This window comes from Bacillus sp. 41-22 (assembly GCF_025809295.1).
In the GTDB taxonomy this organism is placed as follows: domain Bacteria; phylum Bacillota; class Bacilli; order Bacillales; family Bacillaceae_G; genus Bacillus_A; species Bacillus_A mycoides.
Genome location: NZ_CP084035.1, coordinates 4,916,192 through 4,933,818, shown reverse-complemented (window position 1 = coordinate 4,933,818; position 17,627 = coordinate 4,916,192). Strand labels below are relative to the sequence as shown.

Below are 17,627 nucleotides of genomic sequence, written 5' to 3'. Positions count from 1 at the left end.
GAGGAGCTATAGATGAGTTACTTTTTAGGAAGGATTTTAAAAGGTAGGATGTTTTGGTTGTCTTTATTTATTATGTTAATAATTGTTATTGCTCAATATATTGCTATGTGTGTAACAACTAAAGGATTTAACGATGATGGGATTATAAAGGTATCCCCATATTTGTCTAATATTTTACATTTTAATAGATTATCGTTTTATTGTGAGTTTTATCTACTTATATTTCCTATGCTTTCCGCGATGGCTGTAGCCGGAATTTACAGAACTGATAAAAATTATGGGTTTATTTATCCTGTTATTTCTAAAATGGGAACAGGTTATTATTTTAAGCTACTTTATTTTATTAATTTTATTGTATCTTTTTTTATTATAAGTTTCCCTTTACTATTTAATTTTTATTTATATGCAATGACTTATCCAACAGTTGCTCCGCATCCAATATTAAATTATATGGCTGCTACTGTTTCGCCAACAGCTCAATTTAATACGGTTTATTATGAGTACCCTACTTTATATTTTCTAATGTATGTATTCTTAAATGGTTTATACGGTGCGGTTTTTTCAAGTTTGGCTTTATCAATTTCGTTTTTTATAAAACGAGTTTATTTTATTTATTTAGTTCCATTTATTTTACATATTTTTTGGCTTGGTATTGGAAAAGGGATTCTCAATCCTAAGGATTATTTAATTAAAGATTTCGGCTTTTTTGAATTACAAATTTTTCTTAGTGTACTGTTATGTATTTGGTTTTGCTCTGTAGTTCTTTATTTACGGGGGAGTAGGAAGCATGTTCTTTTATAATGTAATGAAAGAAACTATAAGGATGAAATATGTTTGGTTAAGTATTCTCTTTTTACTTAATGTCAGTATCATTGGTTGTTTGTTCAATTATTTTGAACCTGGAATTGTAAAAGAGAAAATGAATGAATTGGAAACTTTGTATAAGGTTATGTCGTTTTATAATTTATCAACTATATTTATTCCTTTAACAATCGTTTTTTCTGTATATTCTATGTCGAATTTTTTTAGTATTTATGTTGTTTATAGAGTGAATAATGCATTGAAATTAGTTTCTATATATTATTTAAAATTATTAGTTTTCGTTTATTTTTTTGCGGGGAGTATGATTTTACAGTTATTTTTGATGTCAAATATGATGGCTGTAAACAGTATTTCTGTGAATTATCCATTATTATTTTGCATTCAATTATTTGCGAATATTTTCATATGTATGATAAGTGCTTTGTTGCAATTATTTTTACCTAGTTTACTTGCAATAATATGTATGATCACTGCTGTTTTACTAGATAGATTTATATTACATGGATTTTTATTTACAAATGTTTTTTATATAAATGTGTTTGAAGATGCTACGGGTTTATTTATACGTTTATTTGGATGTTTTTCTATCTTTTTTATAAGTGTATGGATTTTATCTAAAAAAAGTTATATTTCTATGAATGATGAAACAGAGGTGATCTAGTTTACATTATGATTTTATATCATTTGTTAAAAAGAGATTTACATGTAAGGTTTAGAGATTCCATCAAGATAATGGCTTTTTTATTCTTAATTTACGCTATGATTGTATTTACTTTTTTATACAATCAGTCTCTTATTAATGGTAAAGAACCTGGATTAGTAGATGTTACCTTTTATCGATTTTTTCATGGAGTAGACTTTGTTGATTTATCTCACTTTTATAAGGAGGGGCGATTTTCTATCCCTTTTTATTGGATTTTTTTTCAAATCACTCCTTTGTTGCTTGTAGGGAATTTTGCTTTTTCAGATATTCAACAGAATGGTGTTTATTTATTTCCTCGTGTTAAAAAGAAGCATTTTCTTTGGTTAACGAAAATACTATCTTTGGTCTTTTATATAATTAGTATTTGGATTGTTATGTATTTTCTTTGGTTTACTGTTTACTATTTGCTTTCTTTTGGCGAGTATTCTTTTTTAAATTTATATAGTCAATTTTCTTATAAAATATTAGGTACTATGCTAATTCAAATAATCATAAGCTTTTTATTAGCTTTAATTTTTGAGTTTTTAACGTTTTATATACCAATAACTATTGTTTTTGTACTGATGTTGATGTACCTATTTATGTCTATTTTCTTTCATAATATTTATTTTTTAGGCTCTTTTGTTATGCCAAATCGCTGGTATTTTGTTGATCACAGTTCAATTCAATTGACTTTAGGTAATAATCAATCTATTCAATGTAATGATTTACTTTTAATAGGAGTAGTAATTGTTGTTGTAATGATTTTATTAGGTAGTTTTTGTTTTAAAAAACTAGATGTGATAGGTGAATAATTTATGGACAATTATATTAAATGTGAATGTATGATGAAAAAATTAAAAGGAAATATTGTGTTAGATAATATTAGTTTATCGATAAAAAAAGGCGAGTTTTTAGTTTTGAAGGGGCATAATGGCTCTGGTAAAACGATGATTTTACGAGCTATATCAGGGTTAATGCGTTTGAATTCTGGATTTGTTTATATAGATAATAAAATGATCGGGAAACAAAAGCAATTTCCTGATTCTATGGGAATATTGATTGAATATCCAAGTTTTATTCCAGGGTATACTGGTTTTCAGAACTTGAAATTTTTAGCATCGATTAACAATAAAATTTCTGATGAGGAAATTTATAATATTATTCAAAGGGTTGGACTTGATAAAGCAGATAAGAGAAAGTATAAAAGATACTCTTTAGGTATGAAACAACGTTTAGGGATAGCGCAAGCTTTAATGGAACGACCAAAATTATTGTTATTAGACGAGCCAACTAATGCTTTAGATAGTGATGGGATAAAAGATGTTTTAGATATTTTGGAAGTAGAAAAATCTAAGGGAACGACTATTATTGTAGCTAGTCATGATGTGCATGTTCTAAATAATGGAATAGTAGATCGTATTGTACATGTTAATAATGGAAAGTTGGTAGATTAATAGTGACAAGAAAACATGTCTTAATAATCATTGGATTGTGTATGTTGCTATGTACATTTGCTAGTTTGTTTAGATTTAAAACATTAAATCAAAATAATGAATCTTATAAAGTGGTAAAAGATGAGTTTTTATCTAATAGAACTTTTGATGATGGACAAGGAGTGAAGTTTCATGCACTTGAGCCTCTTGATCCTACAAAAGTTTATGATCCTTATGAAGACCGTGAAGTAGTGACGTATGTGTTACTTTTAAATATTACAAATACAACAAATCGGGATATTAACTTATTTAGTAATAAGTCTATTTCTAATACAATGTTTTATTCTAAAATAGGGGAGTTTTATAATTTAGTTCCTTATTCAATGGAATTACCTGAAAAATATCAGTTTGATCCTGTAATACCTGCTGGTAAAACAGTACGAGGATATATAGGGACAAATTATTTTATAGGAGATGACCCTTATAAAAATTATAAAAACTTTTCAAATGAATCAACTAAGGTGAAATTCATTTCTTTTATGAAGGATAAGAAAGGGAAATATCATGAATTAGAAATACCAATAAATTAATAACATTTATTAGTAGTATTAATTTGAAGTGTAATTGTAAAAAAAGAAAAAGTTCTATATAAAATGTATTAAGTAGAGTGTCTTTTTCTTCTTTATTGATATCTATATATTTTAAGTTTATTTTTGAGTTGCTGTGGTTGAGTATATCTTGCAATATAATGATAGATATTGTTTATAGAAATCAAAAGCTGAAGGTTTTGCGCATTGTGTGAGTATCTATGGATGCTGCACCGGCAAAATCTTTGGCTTTTGTAATTGTCGATTTGAATCTTACTAATATGTTCATTCCAGCTACTCTCTTTAAAGGGAACGGGAAAGAATATTATTTAGAATTAATATGAAATTTGGAATATGAAATTTGGAATATGAATTTGAAATAGAGAGGTAGGGAAAAGAATTATTAATTTGTTGAAACGAATAAAATAAAAACTTTTTCTGAATCTACGGCTCGACATTTGGACGATTGTTGTCATAGTTATAAGACAAGTGTTACAATTATCATTAGGTTTATACATTTTAGTTTTTTAATTAGGAGAAAAATTGGCATAACATAAATTTGATTTTTATAACGACTGATTGTAAAGAGAAAAAGAAAGCAATCGGAAGTTTTATTTTAATAAAAGAGGAGCGTATTTCCTATGATCGGTATTTTAAAAAAGGTATTTGATGTCAACCAACGCCAAATTAAACGTATGCAGAAGACAGTGGAGCAAATTGATGCATTAGAATCATCTATTAAGCCGCTAACTGATGAACAATTGAAAGGAAAGACGATTGAATTTAAAGAACGTCTAACAAAAGGTGAGACAGTAGATGATCTACTTCCTGAAGCTTTTGCGGTTGTTCGTGAAGCAGCGAATCGTGTTCTTGGAATGCGTCCATATGGCGTACAGCTAATGGGTGGTATCGCCTTACATGAAGGAAATATCTCTGAGATGAAAACAGGTGAAGGTAAAACGTTAACATCTACTTTACCTGTATATTTAAACGCATTAACAGGAAAAGGTGTTCACGTTGTTACAGTCAATGAATACTTAGCGCAACGTGATGCGAGCGAAATGGGACAACTTCATGAGTTCCTTGGCCTAACTGTAGGGATTAACTTAAATAGTATGTCACGTGAAGAGAAACAAGCTGCTTATGCTGCTGATATTACGTATAGCACAAATAACGAGCTTGGGTTCGATTACTTACGTGACAACATGGTGTTATATAGAGAGCAGTGCGTTCAGCGTCCACTTAATTTTGCTATCATCGATGAAGTCGATTCTATTTTAGTTGATGAAGCACGTACGCCGCTTATTATTTCGGGACAAGCTCAAAAATCAGCAGAGCTATACATGTTTGCAAATGCATTCGTTCGTACATTAGAAAATGAAAAAGAATATTCATTTGATGTGAAAACGAAAAATGTAATGTTAACAGAAGATGGTATTACGAAAGCTGAGAAAGCTTTCCATATCGATAACTTATTCGATTTAAAACATGTAGCACTTCTTCACCATATTAATCAGGCGCTTCGTGCACACGTTGTTATGCACCTTGATACAGATTATGTTGTACAAGAAGGCGAAATCGTAATCGTAGACCAATTCACTGGTCGTCTTATGAAAGGTCGTCGTTATAGCGAAGGTTTACATCAAGCTATTGAAGCAAAAGAAGGCGTAGAAATTCAAAATGAAAGTATGACGCTTGCAACAATTACGTTCCAAAACTACTTCCGTATGTACGAAAAATTATCTGGTATGACTGGTACAGCGAAAACGGAAGAAGAAGAATTCCGTAGTATTTACAATATGAATGTTATCGTAATTCCAACGAATAAAGATATTATTCGTGATGATCGTGCTGATTTAATCTTCAAATCAATGGAAGGTAAATTCAATGCAGTTGTTGAGGATATTGTAAATCGTCATAAGCAAGGGCAACCTATTCTTGTTGGTACAGTTGCAATTGAAACGTCAGAACTTATTTCAAAAATGTTAACACGTAAAGGTGTACGTCATAATATCTTAAATGCAAAAAACCATGCGCGTGAAGCAGATATCATTGCAGAAGCTGGTATGAAAGGCGCTGTAACAATTGCGACGAATATGGCTGGTCGTGGTACGGATATTAAGTTAGGCGAGGATATTAGAAACGTCGGTCTAGCAGTTATCGGTACAGAGCGTCACGAAAGCCGTCGTATTGATAATCAGTTACGTGGTCGTTCTGGTCGTCAAGGGGACCCTGGTGTAACACAGTTCTACTTATCAATGGAAGATGAACTAATGCGCCGCTTCGGTTCTGACAATATGAAAGCGATGATGGATCGTCTTGGTATGGATGATTCACAGCCAATCGAAAGTAAAATGGTTTCTCGTGCTGTAGAATCTGCACAAAAACGTGTGGAAGGAAATAACTATGATGCACGTAAGCAGCTATTGCAATACGACGATGTACTTCGTCAACAACGTGAAGTAATTTATAAACAGCGTCAAGAAGTAATGGATTCAGAGAACTTACGCAGTATTATTGAAGGTATGATGAAATCTACGATAGAACGTGCTGTTGCACTTCATACGCAAGAAGAAATCGAAGAAGATTGGAGCATTAAAGGTCTTGTCGATTACTTAAATACAAACCTTCTTGAAGAAGGAGATGTAAAAGAAGAAGAGTTACGTCGCCTTGCTCCAGAAGAAATGAGCGAATCAATTATCGCGAAATTATTAGAGCGTTATAACGAAAGAGAGAAGCTTCTACCTGAAGAGCAGACGCGTGAATTCGAAAAGGTTGTTGTATTCCGTGTTGTAGATACGAAATGGACAGATCATATCGATGCAATGGATCACCTTCGTGAAGGTATTCATTTACGTGCTTACGGACAAATCGATCCACTTCGTGAATACCAAATGGAAGGGTTCGCAATGTTCGAGTCGATGATCGCTTCTATTGAAGAGGAAATCTCTCGTTACATTATGAAAGCTGAAATTGAGCAAAACTTAGAGCGTCAAGAAGTTGTTCAAGGTGAAGCTGTTCATCCATCAAGCGATGGCGAAGACGCGAAGAAAAAACCGGTTGTAAAAGGTGACCAAATGGGACGCAACGATTTATGTAAATGTGGTAGTGGCAAGAAATATAAAAACTGTTGTGGCATTGGGCAGTAATAAGAAACTGTAGTTTTAGACTGCTTTGCAAATTTTTACATCAAAAATGTATAATGAAAAGGATTAAACTCTCTCCGTAATAAGCGGAGAGAGTTTCCCTTGTTTTCATATGAAAGTAACAGCAATTACATAGAGGTGAAGGAAATGGAATTAGTAGAAATTAGGCAAGAATTAGAAAAAATGGCTAAGAGATTAGCGGCTTTTAGGGGGTCTCTTTGACCTTCCTACTAAGGAAAAACAAATTGCAGAATTAGAAGAAACGATGATGGGCGCAGGATTTTGGGATGACCAACAAGGCGCACAAGCTGTAATTAATGAAGCGAATGCGCTGAAAGATATGGTTGGAAGGTTCCGTCAGTTAGATGAGACGTTCGAAAACTTAGAAATGACGCATGACTTACTTAAAGAAGAGTATGATGAAGATTTACATGAGGAACTAGAATCTGAAGTGAAAACTTTAATTCAAGAAATGAATGAGTACGAGCTGCAGTTACTATTAAGCGATCCTTATGATAAAAATAACGCTATTTTAGAATTACACCCAGGTGCAGGTGGAACAGAGTCACAAGACTGGGGTTCTATGTTATTACGTATGTACACGCGCTGGGCTGAAAAACGTAGGTTTAAAGTAGAAACGGTTGACTACTTACCGGGCGATGAAGCTGGTATTAAGAGTGTTACATTATTAATTAAAGGTCATAACGCTTACGGTTACTTGAAAGCGGAGAAAGGTGTACATCGTCTTGTACGTATTTCACCGTTCGATTCTTCAGGTCGTCGTCATACATCGTTCGTATCTTGTGAAGTTGTACCTGAATTCAATGATGAAGTTGAAATTGAAGTGCGTACAGAAGATTTGAAAATAGATACGTATCGTGCAAGTGGTGCAGGTGGACAGCACGTTAATACGACAGATTCAGCAGTTCGTATAACTCATCTACCGACAAACACGGTTGTAACATGTCAGTCAGAGCGTTCTCAAATTAAAAACCGTGAGCATGCGATGAAAATGCTAAAAGCGAAATTATATCAAAAGAAATTAGAAGAACAACAAGCACAATTAGATGAGATTCGCGGAGAGCAAAAAGAAATTGGATGGGGCAGCCAAATCCGTTCTTACGTATTCCACCCGTATTCTCTTGTGAAAGACCATCGTACAAATACAGAAGTTGGTAACGTACAAGCAGTTATGGATGGAGAAATTAATCCGTTTATTGATGCGTATTTACGTTCTCGTATTTAATAAGAGAAAAAGCCAACAGAATTGTTGGCACATGCTGAGGTCCAAGAGGATATAAAGAGGCTTATCTTATTTATATTGATGAAATAAAGAGGAAGAGAAGTTGGAAACGACAACTTCTCTTTTTGATGAGATTATATGTAGAATACAATGCCGTATATTGTTTTGTAAAAGGTAGAGAATAGTAAAACAAAGTGGTAATAGAGTAGGACTTTATATAGAATTTCTCAGTTTTGATTGGAGAAAAAGGCTCTTTATAGAACTTTCTAAGGTGTTCACAGAATTGAAACAATTTATGAAAGCTTATTTTATTAGGCTTCTCACTATATTTGTGAAAAATATGAAATACACCTTAGTTTTTCTATATAAAGATAATGCTTATAATGAATATTGAATGTGTTATGAAAACTATTGCCTAGTTATGAATGAAAAGAATATCAACAATGGGGAGCGATAGAAGTGAAAAAGAAATTGTTGGCTATTACGCTGGGGACGTCAGTCGTTTTTGCTTTAGGAGCATGTGGAAATAAAGAAGAGAGTAAACCATCAAAACAATCTGCAAGCACAGATAGCGCAGAGCAAATTTTCCAAAAAAGTTGTATAGGTTGTCACGCTAAAGATTTATCAGGAGCAACTGGACCAGATTTACGAAAAGTAGGACAGAAATATGACGCAGCAGAGATTGAAAAGATTATTGAAAAAGGCCGCGGTTCAATGTCACCAGGAATTATTCAAGGTGAAGATGCGAAAAAAGTAGCTGAATGGTTAGCGGAGCATAAATAAGAAACGTAATTAATAAACGAGCTGATTGTATAACTTGACCGAAAAGTGCTTCGAGTTAAGTAATTACATGAGCTCGTTTACCTTTTATTAGGATGTAACATAACTGTAACAAAATTGTATCCGAATTGGAAACCGATTGATGTTACAATGGGGTTTGTAGAATTTTGATGAAATATATTACATAGAGTAGCATTGCTAATAAAAAGTATGTATGGAAGCTACCTTCAACAAGAATGGTCGAATGAAAATAAAGGTTTTTCTTTTATTTTCAAATGTACAGAAAAGTATTTCTAAAAAAATCATTAAGTATTGGGTGATAAATAATGATAAAAATGACGAATGTTTATAAGGAGTACCCAAATGGTATGAAAGCCATTGCTGGTCTCACAGTTAACATTAAACAAGGTGAATTCGTATACGTAGTTGGACCGAGTGGAGCCGGAAAATCTACATTTATTAAAATGATGTATCGTGAAGAGAAGCCATCTACAGGATCAATTAATGTAAATGGACTTGTAATTGAAACATTAGCAGAAAGAGATGTTCCATATTTCCGTCGTCAATTAGGCGTGATTTTCCAAGATTTTAAATTGCTACCTAAATTAACGGTATATGAGAATGTTGCGTTTGCTTTAGAAGTAATTGAAGAAGAGAAGGAAGCGATTCGTGAGCGCGTTACAGAAGTGTTAGGTCTTGTTGGTCTTGAAGAGCGTGCCGATGCACTTCCAAATGAGCTTTCGGGCGGAGAGCAACAACGTGTGGCGATTGCAAGAGCGATTGTAAATAAGCCAAAGGTTGTAATTGCCGATGAGCCAACAGGTAACTTAGATATTGAAACAGCTCTTGATATTATGAAGATTTTTAAACGTATTAATGAGCGTGGTACAACGATTGTTATGGCGACACATAACGCAGATATCGTAAATACAATTCGTCATCGTGTAATTGCAATTGAAGGCGGAAAAATTGTTCGAGACGAGATTGAGGGAGGATACGGATATGAAGGCTAAAACCCTTAGTCGACATTTGCGAGAAGGTGTGAAAAATCTATCCCGTAACGGATGGATGACATTTGCTTCTGTAAGTGCAGTAACAGTTACATTATTACTTGTAGGTGTCTTTTTGACAGCGATTATGAATATGAACCATTTTGCGACGAAAGTAGAGCAAGATGTAGAAATTCGTGTGCATGTTGATCCAGCAGCAAAAGAAGCTGATCAAAAGAAATTAGAAGAAGATATGAGTAAAATTGCGAAAGTAGATTCTATTAAATATTCTTCTAAAGAAGAAGAGTTGAAACGTTTAATTAAAAGCTTAGGCGATAGTGGAAAAACGTTCGAGTTATTTGAGCAAGATAACCCACTGAAAAACGTATTTGTTGTAAAGGCGAAAGAACCAACAGATACGGCAACAATTGCGAAAAAGATTGAGAAAATGCAGTTTGTAAGTAATGTTCAATACGGTAAAGGTCAAGTTGAAAAATTATTTGATACTGTAAAAACTGGTCGTAACATCGGGATTGCGTTAATTGCGGGTCTTCTATTCACAGCGATGTTCTTAATCTCTAACACAATTAAAATTACAATTTATGCTCGTAGTACTGAGATTGAAATTATGAAACTTGTTGGTGCAACAAACTGGTTTATTCGTTGGCCGTTCTTGTTAGAGGGATTATTCCTAGGAGTATTAGGATCAATTATTCCAATTGGCCTAATTTTAGTTATGTATAATTCGTTGCAAGGTGTGTTTAATGAAAAACTTGGCGGAACAATTTTCGAGCTTCTACCATACAACCCATTCGTATTCCAATTAGCTGGTTTATTAATGTTAATCGGTGCATTAATCGGTATGTGGGGAAGTGTAATGTCAATTCGTCGCTTCTTAAAAGTATAAAAAGTTGCAAACATAATTCGTACAAGCTTATCATATAGTAGAAATAGGTAAAGGCATCACACATCGTGTGATGCCTTTTGCTACACCACCTGTGTGTTCTGGAAAGGGGAATTCCGCATTGAAACGTAGAGTTGCAATTATTGGAATGGTTGTTGCATTTTTAATTGGTGCTGGCGGGATGTTTGGTGGTATGTACTGGTTTGGGATAAACCCAGCGTATGTAACGCAAACAGTATCGAATGGTAATGCTGGCACAGCGCAAGGGAATTTGGTAAAGATTAATGAGGCGTATGCACTAATTGATTCACGTTATGTGGAAGACGTGAAAGACGACAAATTAGTCGAAGGTGCGATACAGGGAATGTTGTCTACGCTGAAGGACCCTTATTCCACGTATATGGATAAAGAAACGGCAAAACAGTTTAGTCAGTCATTGGATCCTGAACTTGAAGGGATTGGAGCTGAAGTGAACAAGACGGACGGTAAGCTTATTATCGTATCGCCAATTAAAGGTTCACCAGCAGAAAAGATAGGAATTAAACCGAATGACCAAATTTTATCTGTAGATGGAAATAGTGTGAAAGATTTATCACGTGAAGAAGCAGTATTAAAAATTCGTGGTAAAAAAGGAACGACTGTTGCAATTGAAATTAAGCGCGCAGGAGTGGCTGATCCGATAGAATTTAAAATTAAGCGTGAAAAGATTCCGATTTTCACTGTATTTAGTTCCGTAAAGCAAGATAGCGGAAAAGATATCGGTTATATGCAAATTACTTCTTTCGCTGAAAATACTGCGAAAGAATTTAAGGATCAGTTAAAAGAGCTAGAGAAGAAAAACATAAAGGGCTTAGTTATTGACGTGCGTGGTAATCCTGGCGGTTATTTAAATAGTGTAGAAGATATACTAGGAGACATCATGACAGATAAAAAGCCAATGCTACAAGTAGAACAGCGAAATGGTGAGAAGAAGAAATTCTCTACGGAACTGAAAGAGAGAAAGTCATATCCAATTTCAGTATTAATTGATAACGGAAGTGCTTCTGCTTCAGAGATTTTAGCTGGTGCGCTAAAAGAAGGAGAAGGATACGATTTAATTGGTGAAAAAACGTTTGGTAAAGGTACTGTTCAACAGGCTGTTCCATTTAAAGATGGCAGCAACATTAAATTAACAATGTTTAAATGGTTAACACCAGATGGCAATTGGATTCATAAAAAAGGAATCGCGCCAACTGTAGAAGTGAAGCAACCAGATTATTATCATGCGACACCAATTCAAATTGAAAAGACACTTTCATACAATTCAAATGATGTACAAGTAAAACACGCGCAAGAAATGCTTAAGAGCTTAGGATATGTACCAGGACGTGAAGATGGATACTTTAGCAAAGAGACAGAATCAGCACTAAAAGCATTCCAAAATGCGAATGAGATGGAAGCAACAGGACAACTTGATAAAAAGACAGCTGAAGCGATTCAAACTAAAATCATTGAAAAAATCCGTTCTGGAGAAAATGATTTACAATTACAGACGGCATTGAAATTAATAGCGAAATAAGAAAGAATACAGGCACTTTGATGCCTGTATTTTTTTATGTGTTAAATATGATAAGATAAAAAGAAAGAATGATATAAATGGTGGTGAATGAATTCGTGGAGGCATGGCTTTTTGAAATACTACGAGCAGTTGGACGTTTTTTCTTACACCCTGCTGTCTATGTATTTTTAATTAGTAGTATCTTCGTTGGATACTTACGTATATTACGAGAACGAAAAGATTTTTCTTTTAAAGTATATGATATTTGGTTTGAACTACGAACAACTCTATTTGCAGGTATTGGGTACGGATTAATCGTATCTATTATTACGATTGGGCTTGGGCTTGTTGTTTCAAAAGCGAGTTTATGGGCAATTTTACTTTGGACGTTATTATTCGGATTAACTGCTATGTATCGATATTTATCTGTAGCTTATACTTTCGGAATCGCGATTGCACTCGTGTTGTTATCGTCTAAGATGCCAGTTTCCTTCTTACAGCTTGGAGAAGGTGAAGAGGGTACGATTGTATCCCTTGCTATTTTACTAGGCGTTATGCTCGTTGTAGAGGGTTTATTAATCTCTAAAAATGCAGTTCGTTATTCTACGCCGAAAATTAACAAAGGTAAGCGTGGGCTACGAATTGGACTACATGAATCCAATCGTTTATGGCTTGTACCAGTATTTATTCTTATACCAGGAGACGCGGTGACAGGATTTATTTCTTGGTGGCCTGTCGTTTCAATAGGTTCGACTACATACTCTTTATTCCTCGTTCCATTTTTAATTGGATTTATGAGAAAGGTTAGAAGTTATGAGCCGACGGAAGCTTTATTATTTACAGGAAGACGTGTCTATGGTTTAGCGGGGCTCGTACTCGTTTTAGGTATCGCAAGTTACTGGTGGCACGTATTCGCAATTATCGCGATGGGAGTCGCAATGCTTGGGCGCTTTACAATCTCGATGCAAGAGAAAATTGCAGACGAGAAAAGACCAGCATACTTTGCAGCACGTAATGATGGACTTGTTGTGTTAGATACAATTCCTAATACAATTGGGGCAGAGATGAATTTAAAGCCTGGAGAAGTTATTACGAAAGTAAATGGAATCATTCCAAGAAGTACCGAAGAGTTTTATGACGCGCTTCAAACGAAGACGACAGGAGCGTTTTGTAAATTAGAAGTAGTAGATACAAATGGTGAGCTTCGTCTTGCTCAAACGGCATTATACGCCGGGGGACATCATGAATTAGGTGTTGTATTTGTTCAGCAAGAGCACGAGTGGGATTCGGAAGCTATATAAAATAAAATGGAAACCTTCATCAAATATAGATGAAGGTTTTTTTAGTTTCATAGACGGATAACTTGAATAATTATTTGATAATGGTTATCATTTAGAGAGTCTTTTAATTTGGAAAAGGGAGGAAAGATATGCTACGTAAATTTTTTTCTTACTATAAACCGTACAAAGGTTTATTCGTACTCGATTTTTCCTGTGCAGTTATCGCAGGTTTACTCGAACTTGGTTTCCCGCTTATCGTAAATCAATTTATTGATAAGTTATTACCAGGACAAAACTGGACGCTTATTTTATGGGCTTGTTTCGGTTTGTTCGTAGTTTATGTGTTAAATGCAGGTTTGCAATATGTCGTTACATATTGGGGACATATGCTTGGGGTTAACATTGAAACAGATATGAGGCAGAAATTGTTTGATCACATTCAAAAGCTATCATTCAGATTTTTTGATAATAATAAAACAGGTCATTTAATTTCACGTCTTACAAACGATTTAATGGAAATTGGGGAAATTGCTCACCATGGACCAGAAGATTTATTCATTGCCATTATGACTTTAGTTGGAGCATTTTCATTTATGATGATGATTAACTGGAAGTTAGCACTTCTAACATTCTTCGTAATCCCGTTCTTATTATGGTTGGCACTTTACTTCAATAAAAAAATGACAGGTACGTTTAGACGTTTATTCTCAGACGTTGCTGATTTCAATGCATGTATCGAGAACAATGTAGGTGGTATCCGCGTTGTACAAGCATTCGGAAATGAAAAGTTTGAGAAAGAGCAATTTGCTGTAAATAATGCTCGTTTCCGTACAACAAAATTAATGGCGTATAAAATTATGGCGTTAAATTCATCGATTAGTTATATGCTGATGCGTCTTGTAACACTCTTTGTATTAATATGTGGTACATGGTTTGTTCTGCAAGGTGAATTAACGTACGGTGGATTTATTGGATTCGTTTTATTAACGAATATTTTCTTCCGCCCAATTGAAAAAATTAATGCGGTTATTGAAAGTTATCCGAAAGGAATCGCTGGTTTTAAAAGATATGTAGAACTTCTGGAAACAGAGCCGGATATTGTAGATTCTAAAGATGCAATAGAAGTTAAACATGTACACGGCGATATTCAATACAATAACATCACGTTTGGATATGAAAATAAAGAGCCGATTTTAAACGATATTAGTTTGAAAATACATGCAGGTGAAACAGTTGCTTTCGTTGGACCATCAGGGGCAGGGAAAACAACACTATGTAGTTTATTACCTCGTTTTTATGAACAATCATCTGGATCAATTCAAATTGATGGCATTGACACCAAAGAGATGACGTTATCGTCACTTCGTAAGCAAATCGGAATTGTACAGCAAGATGTTTTCTTATTCTCAGGAACAATTCGTGAAAATATCGCTTACGGAAACTTAAAAGCTTCAGAATCTGAAATTTGGCAGGCGGTAAAACGTGCTCAGCTAGAGGACTTAATTTACTCGCAACCAGACGGTTTAGATACAGTTATTGGTGAGCGTGGTGTGAAACTTTCAGGAGGACAAAAGCAGCGCTTAGCAATTGCCCGTATGTTCTTGAAGAACCCGCCAATTTTAATTTTAGATGAAGCAACTTCTGCGCTAGATACAGAGACAGAACTTGCTATCCAAAAATCACTTGCAGAACTATCTGTTGGCCGTACAACATTAGTTATCGCTCACAGGCTTGCAACTATTAAAAATGCAGATCGCATCGTCGTTGTAAATAAAGACGGTATTGCAGAACAAGGTTCACATGAGGAACTAATTAAACGAGGCGAGGGTTACAGCCGATTGTATGAGGCGCAGTTTAGTTCGTAAATATAATTTCTGCTGAATTAGTGCACCATAAGTAAGTGGAAATCTTATACGGGAGGCTATCAATCATGATTGTAACAACAACTTCTACAATTCAAGGAAAAGAGATTATTGATTATATCGATATCGTCAATGGCGAAGCAATTATGGGGGCGAATATCGTGCGTGACCTTTTCGCTTCTGTCCGCGACGTTGTCGGTGGTCGCGCAGGCGCTTACGAAAGTAAATTAAAAGAAGCGCGCGACATTGCAATGGAAGAGATGAAAACTCTCGCAAGACAAAAAAATGCGAACGCCATTGTTGGTATCGACGTGGACTACGAAGTAGTTCGCGAAGGAATGCTAATGGTTGCGGTGAGCGGGACTGCTGTCCGTATATAAAGTGAAACTTTAATCAGTGGGGGGTTCATCCCCCACTGATTATTAGTTGAACCAATCGGGCGTTTACGGGCAGTTGATCTCCCACCTAATTTCTTTGCTCAAGCCGAATTTTGAGGTGGGAGTCTTACTGCCCGTTAATGTGGGATAAAGTGAAAAGCCGTGCTGGTGCACGGCTTTTTGTTGTTATTGTGTCTAACATGATAGGTAGGGTGATATTCTATGTCGAAGCCTCGATATTTCTTGGGAAATGTGGAAGGTCCCGTCGATATATGGGGAAGACATTAGAGCGCTTCTTTACACTGCCGAATTCGAACTAATAATTTTTCGTATTCTTGTTCGAGAAATGTGATGTCATCATGCTGATTTGGGATAGAAATCCGGCTGATGATTTCTGTTAATTTTGTTTGTAATCGTAATAATTCTTGTTCAGTAACGTTTACAGAAGCTTGGGTGGTTCTTTTTGTGTATTGCTCGTAATTGCCGTGGAATATTCTTGGTTCGCTCTCATCTACTTGTAGAATATGGTTTGCAACAGAACGAATAAAGGCACGGTCATGGCTAATGAAAAGTATTGTACCAGGATACTCCTGTAACATGCTTTCTAATTCTTCTTGCGTTGCCAAGTCTAAATAGTTTGTCGGTTCGTCGAGCAGAAGCATATTATAGTTTCCTAAAAATACTTTTGCGAGTGCAACCTTCATGCGTTCTCCACCACTTAAGATGTGCACAGGTTTATGAACATCTTCACGGCGGAATAGGAGCCGTGCAAGTATTGTTCGAACGAACGATTCTGTATAGTTTGTTTCTTCTAGAACGTTTTCTAAAATTGTTTTATCTGTTTTTAAAATAGATAATGTTTGTTCAAAGTATCCAATTTTACAACTTTTCGAAAGCTGAATGCCACGCTCGTTCGCGAGAAGCATTTTGAACAAAGTTGTTTTTCCGCTTCCGTTTGCCCCTAAAATAGCAAGCTTTGCCCCAGGGACAATTGTTCCATTCATATTTTTAAATAATGTGCGATCCCCTATTTTCTTCGTTGTTTTATTAAACTGAACAACTGCTTTACTATGAATTGGTGTGTGGTATTGTACGTCAAACTGAGCTTGAGAAAAGTCCTTCGGTTTTTCTTTCTGTTCCAACTTTTCAAGGCGTGTTTCTAGTGCTTGCGCTACTTTGCTAACATTTTCTTGCCCATGAGCCCCGCTGCACTTATAAAGTTTAGATTCAGATGAACTGAACCGTGTTGGGATTTTTGTCATGCTAGAAGCACGTTGCTTTCTTTGTGAAATTGACTGTTCTAACCGATTTTTTTCTTGTATATATTGATCATATTCTGCCTGCTTTTGTATTCGCTCACGTTCTTTTTGCTTTCGATAGTTTGAATAATTACCTTTATATTCTTGAATAGTACCGTCTTCAACTTCGATGATTTTTGTACATATGGCATCTAAAAGATCACGATCATGCGATATTAAAACAAGTGCACCTTTATAAGATAAAAGTGCCTTTTCTAATTGCTCTGTACCGAACATATCTAAGTGACTTGTTGGCTCATCAGCAAATAGAATGCCTGCATTTTGTTCGAGGGCATGGGCGATCTTTAGGCGCATTCGTTCACCGCCGCTCATTGAATTTGCGACGTTTGAAATATTCCATTTGCCCTTAGCGAGGGAAGAAGCGGTTTCTGGTATCCCCTCGCTAAGCTGTGGAATGATGGCGATAGAACTATGATGAGTTACTGTGCCTTTGTCAGCTTCTATTTCTTTACTTAATATTTGTAATAACGTAGATTTTCCAGCTCCGTTGACTCCGACAATTCCTATACGATCGTTTGCTTGAATTTCTAGTGATGGTAACGTAAATATGGTGCGATCACCAAAGCTCTTTTCGATATTACGTGCGATTAAAATAGTCATAAAAAAACCTCCCTAGTTTCACTAGAGAGGATAAATGTCGCCCTTCAATGTAAAAATCGTACA

General features: G+C 35.1%; 15 protein-coding genes and 1 pseudogene. 14 read left to right on the top strand and 2 right to left on the bottom strand.

Going from position 1 to position 17,627, the window contains the following annotated elements; translation table 11 throughout:
- The first annotated feature begins 12 nt into the window (after positions 1-12).
- From LCF45_RS25490 to LCF45_RS25470, 5 genes are all read left to right on the top strand, one after another.
- Positions 13-801, top strand: a complete 789-nt coding sequence (locus LCF45_RS25490; RefSeq protein WP_016121052.1) for a hypothetical protein — start codon at positions 13-15, stop codon at positions 799-801.
- Positions 788-1,483, top strand: a complete 696-nt coding sequence (locus tag LCF45_RS25485; protein ID WP_002129924.1) for a hypothetical protein — start codon at positions 788-790, stop codon at positions 1,481-1,483. The genes LCF45_RS25490 and LCF45_RS25485 overlap by 14 nt, the downstream gene beginning before the upstream one ends.
- 71 nt (positions 1,484-1,554) lie before the next feature.
- Positions 1,555-2,319 carry a hypothetical protein gene (locus tag LCF45_RS25480; protein ID WP_002129923.1) on the top strand — a complete coding sequence of 255 codons (765 nt, stop codon included), beginning with the start codon at positions 1,555-1,557 and terminating at the stop codon, positions 2,317-2,319.
- A 3-nt stretch (positions 2,320-2,322) separates the two neighbouring features.
- The gene (locus LCF45_RS25475; RefSeq protein WP_002129921.1) at positions 2,323-2,961 is read left to right on the top strand and encodes an ATP-binding cassette domain-containing protein; all 639 of its coding nucleotides are present in this window, start codon (positions 2,323-2,325) and stop codon (positions 2,959-2,961) included.
- 41 nt (positions 2,962-3,002) lie between these two features.
- A complete protein-coding gene (locus LCF45_RS25470; RefSeq protein ID WP_002167386.1) occupies positions 3,003-3,530 on the top strand; it encodes a hypothetical protein in 528 nt (175 codons plus the stop codon).
- 55 nt (positions 3,531-3,585) lie between these two features.
- Here LCF45_RS25470 and LCF45_RS25465 read toward each other — a convergent pair.
- Positions 3,586-3,786 (bottom strand): annotated as a pseudogene (locus LCF45_RS25465) (integrase); the annotation flags it as partial.
- Between the two features lie 382 nt (positions 3,787-4,168).
- Here LCF45_RS25465 and secA point away from each other — a divergent pair.
- From secA to LCF45_RS25420, 9 genes are all read left to right on the top strand, one after another.
- Positions 4,169-6,676: a preprotein translocase subunit SecA gene (secA, locus tag LCF45_RS25460; protein WP_002129917.1), complete on the top strand. Its 2,508-nt coding sequence runs from the start codon at positions 4,169-4,171 to the stop codon at positions 6,674-6,676.
- A 144-nt stretch (positions 6,677-6,820) separates the two neighbouring features.
- Positions 6,821-7,919 (top strand): peptide chain release factor 2 gene (prfB, locus tag LCF45_RS25455; RefSeq protein ID WP_100248371.1). Its coding sequence is split into 2 segments (ribosomal slippage): positions 6,821-6,892 and positions 6,894-7,919, totalling 1,098 coding nucleotides; the frame shifts between segments, so codons are not numbered across the junction.
- Between the two features lie 456 nt (positions 7,920-8,375).
- Entirely contained in the window at positions 8,376-8,699 is a 324-nt protein-coding gene (gene cccB / locus LCF45_RS25450; RefSeq protein ID WP_002124013.1) for a cytochrome c551, read from the top strand.
- Positions 8,700-9,022: 323 nt separating this feature from the next.
- Positions 9,023-9,709: a cell division ATP-binding protein FtsE gene (ftsE, locus tag LCF45_RS25445; RefSeq protein ID WP_003192357.1), complete on the top strand. Its 687-nt coding sequence runs from the start codon at positions 9,023-9,025 to the stop codon at positions 9,707-9,709.
- On the top strand, positions 9,699-10,592 hold the full coding sequence (gene ftsX / locus LCF45_RS25440) for a permease-like cell division protein FtsX (protein WP_002089596.1): 894 nt from the start codon (positions 9,699-9,701) through the stop codon (positions 10,590-10,592). The genes ftsE and ftsX overlap by 11 nt, the downstream gene beginning before the upstream one ends.
- 70 nt (positions 10,593-10,662) lie before the next feature.
- Entirely contained in the window at positions 10,663-12,147 is a 1,485-nt protein-coding gene (locus LCF45_RS25435) for a S41 family peptidase (protein WP_002016124.1), read from the top strand.
- A 95-nt stretch (positions 12,148-12,242) separates the two neighbouring features.
- The gene (locus LCF45_RS25430; protein ID WP_016121049.1) at positions 12,243-13,427 is read left to right on the top strand and encodes a PDZ domain-containing protein; all 1,185 of its coding nucleotides are present in this window, start codon (positions 12,243-12,245) and stop codon (positions 13,425-13,427) included.
- 128 nt (positions 13,428-13,555) lie between these two features.
- Positions 13,556-15,271, top strand: a complete 1,716-nt coding sequence (locus tag LCF45_RS25425; protein ID WP_002034767.1) for an ABC transporter ATP-binding protein — start codon at positions 13,556-13,558, stop codon at positions 15,269-15,271.
- Positions 15,272-15,336: 65 nt separating this feature from the next.
- Complete coding sequence (locus tag LCF45_RS25420) at positions 15,337-15,648, top strand: YbjQ family protein (protein ID WP_002112849.1); 312 nt, start codon at positions 15,337-15,339, stop codon at positions 15,646-15,648.
- A 281-nt stretch (positions 15,649-15,929) separates the two neighbouring features.
- Here LCF45_RS25420 and abc-f read toward each other — a convergent pair whose 3' ends face one another.
- Complete coding sequence (gene abc-f, locus LCF45_RS25415; protein ID WP_078177898.1) at positions 15,930-17,564, bottom strand: ribosomal protection-like ABC-F family protein; 1,635 nt, start codon at positions 17,562-17,564, stop codon at positions 15,930-15,932.
- Between the last annotated feature and the right edge of the window lie 63 nt (positions 17,565-17,627).

Bases quoted from the DNA above. Each gene is read 5' to 3' on its own strand.
- ftsX (WP_002089596.1), top strand. From the start codon at position 9,699: ATGAAGGCTAAAACCCTTAGTCGACATTTGCGAGAAGGTGTGAAAAAT.
- LCF45_RS25490 (WP_016121052.1), top strand. From the start codon at position 13: ATGAGTTACTTTTTAGGAAGGATTTTAAAAGGTAGGATGTTTTGGTTG.
- LCF45_RS25485 (WP_002129924.1), top strand. From the start codon at position 788: ATGTTCTTTTATAATGTAATGAAAGAAACTATAAGGATGAAATATGTT.
- ftsE (WP_003192357.1), top strand. From the start codon at position 9,023: ATGATAAAAATGACGAATGTTTATAAGGAGTACCCAAATGGTATGAAA.
- LCF45_RS25470 (WP_002167386.1), top strand. From the start codon at position 3,003: ATGTTGCTATGTACATTTGCTAGTTTGTTTAGATTTAAAACATTAAAT.
- secA (WP_002129917.1), top strand. From the start codon at position 4,169: ATGATCGGTATTTTAAAAAAGGTATTTGATGTCAACCAACGCCAAATT.
- LCF45_RS25425 (WP_002034767.1), top strand. From the start codon at position 13,556: ATGCTACGTAAATTTTTTTCTTACTATAAACCGTACAAAGGTTTATTC.
- LCF45_RS25480 (WP_002129923.1), top strand. From the start codon at position 1,555: ATGGCTTTTTTATTCTTAATTTACGCTATGATTGTATTTACTTTTTTA.
- LCF45_RS25420 (WP_002112849.1), top strand. From the start codon at position 15,337: ATGATTGTAACAACAACTTCTACAATTCAAGGAAAAGAGATTATTGAT.
- abc-f (WP_078177898.1), bottom strand. From the start codon at position 17,564: ATGACTATTTTAATCGCACGTAATATCGAAAAGAGCTTTGGTGATCGC.
- LCF45_RS25475 (WP_002129921.1), top strand. From the start codon at position 2,323: ATGGACAATTATATTAAATGTGAATGTATGATGAAAAAATTAAAAGGA.
- LCF45_RS25435 (WP_002016124.1), top strand. From the start codon at position 10,663: ATGCCTTTTGCTACACCACCTGTGTGTTCTGGAAAGGGGAATTCCGCA.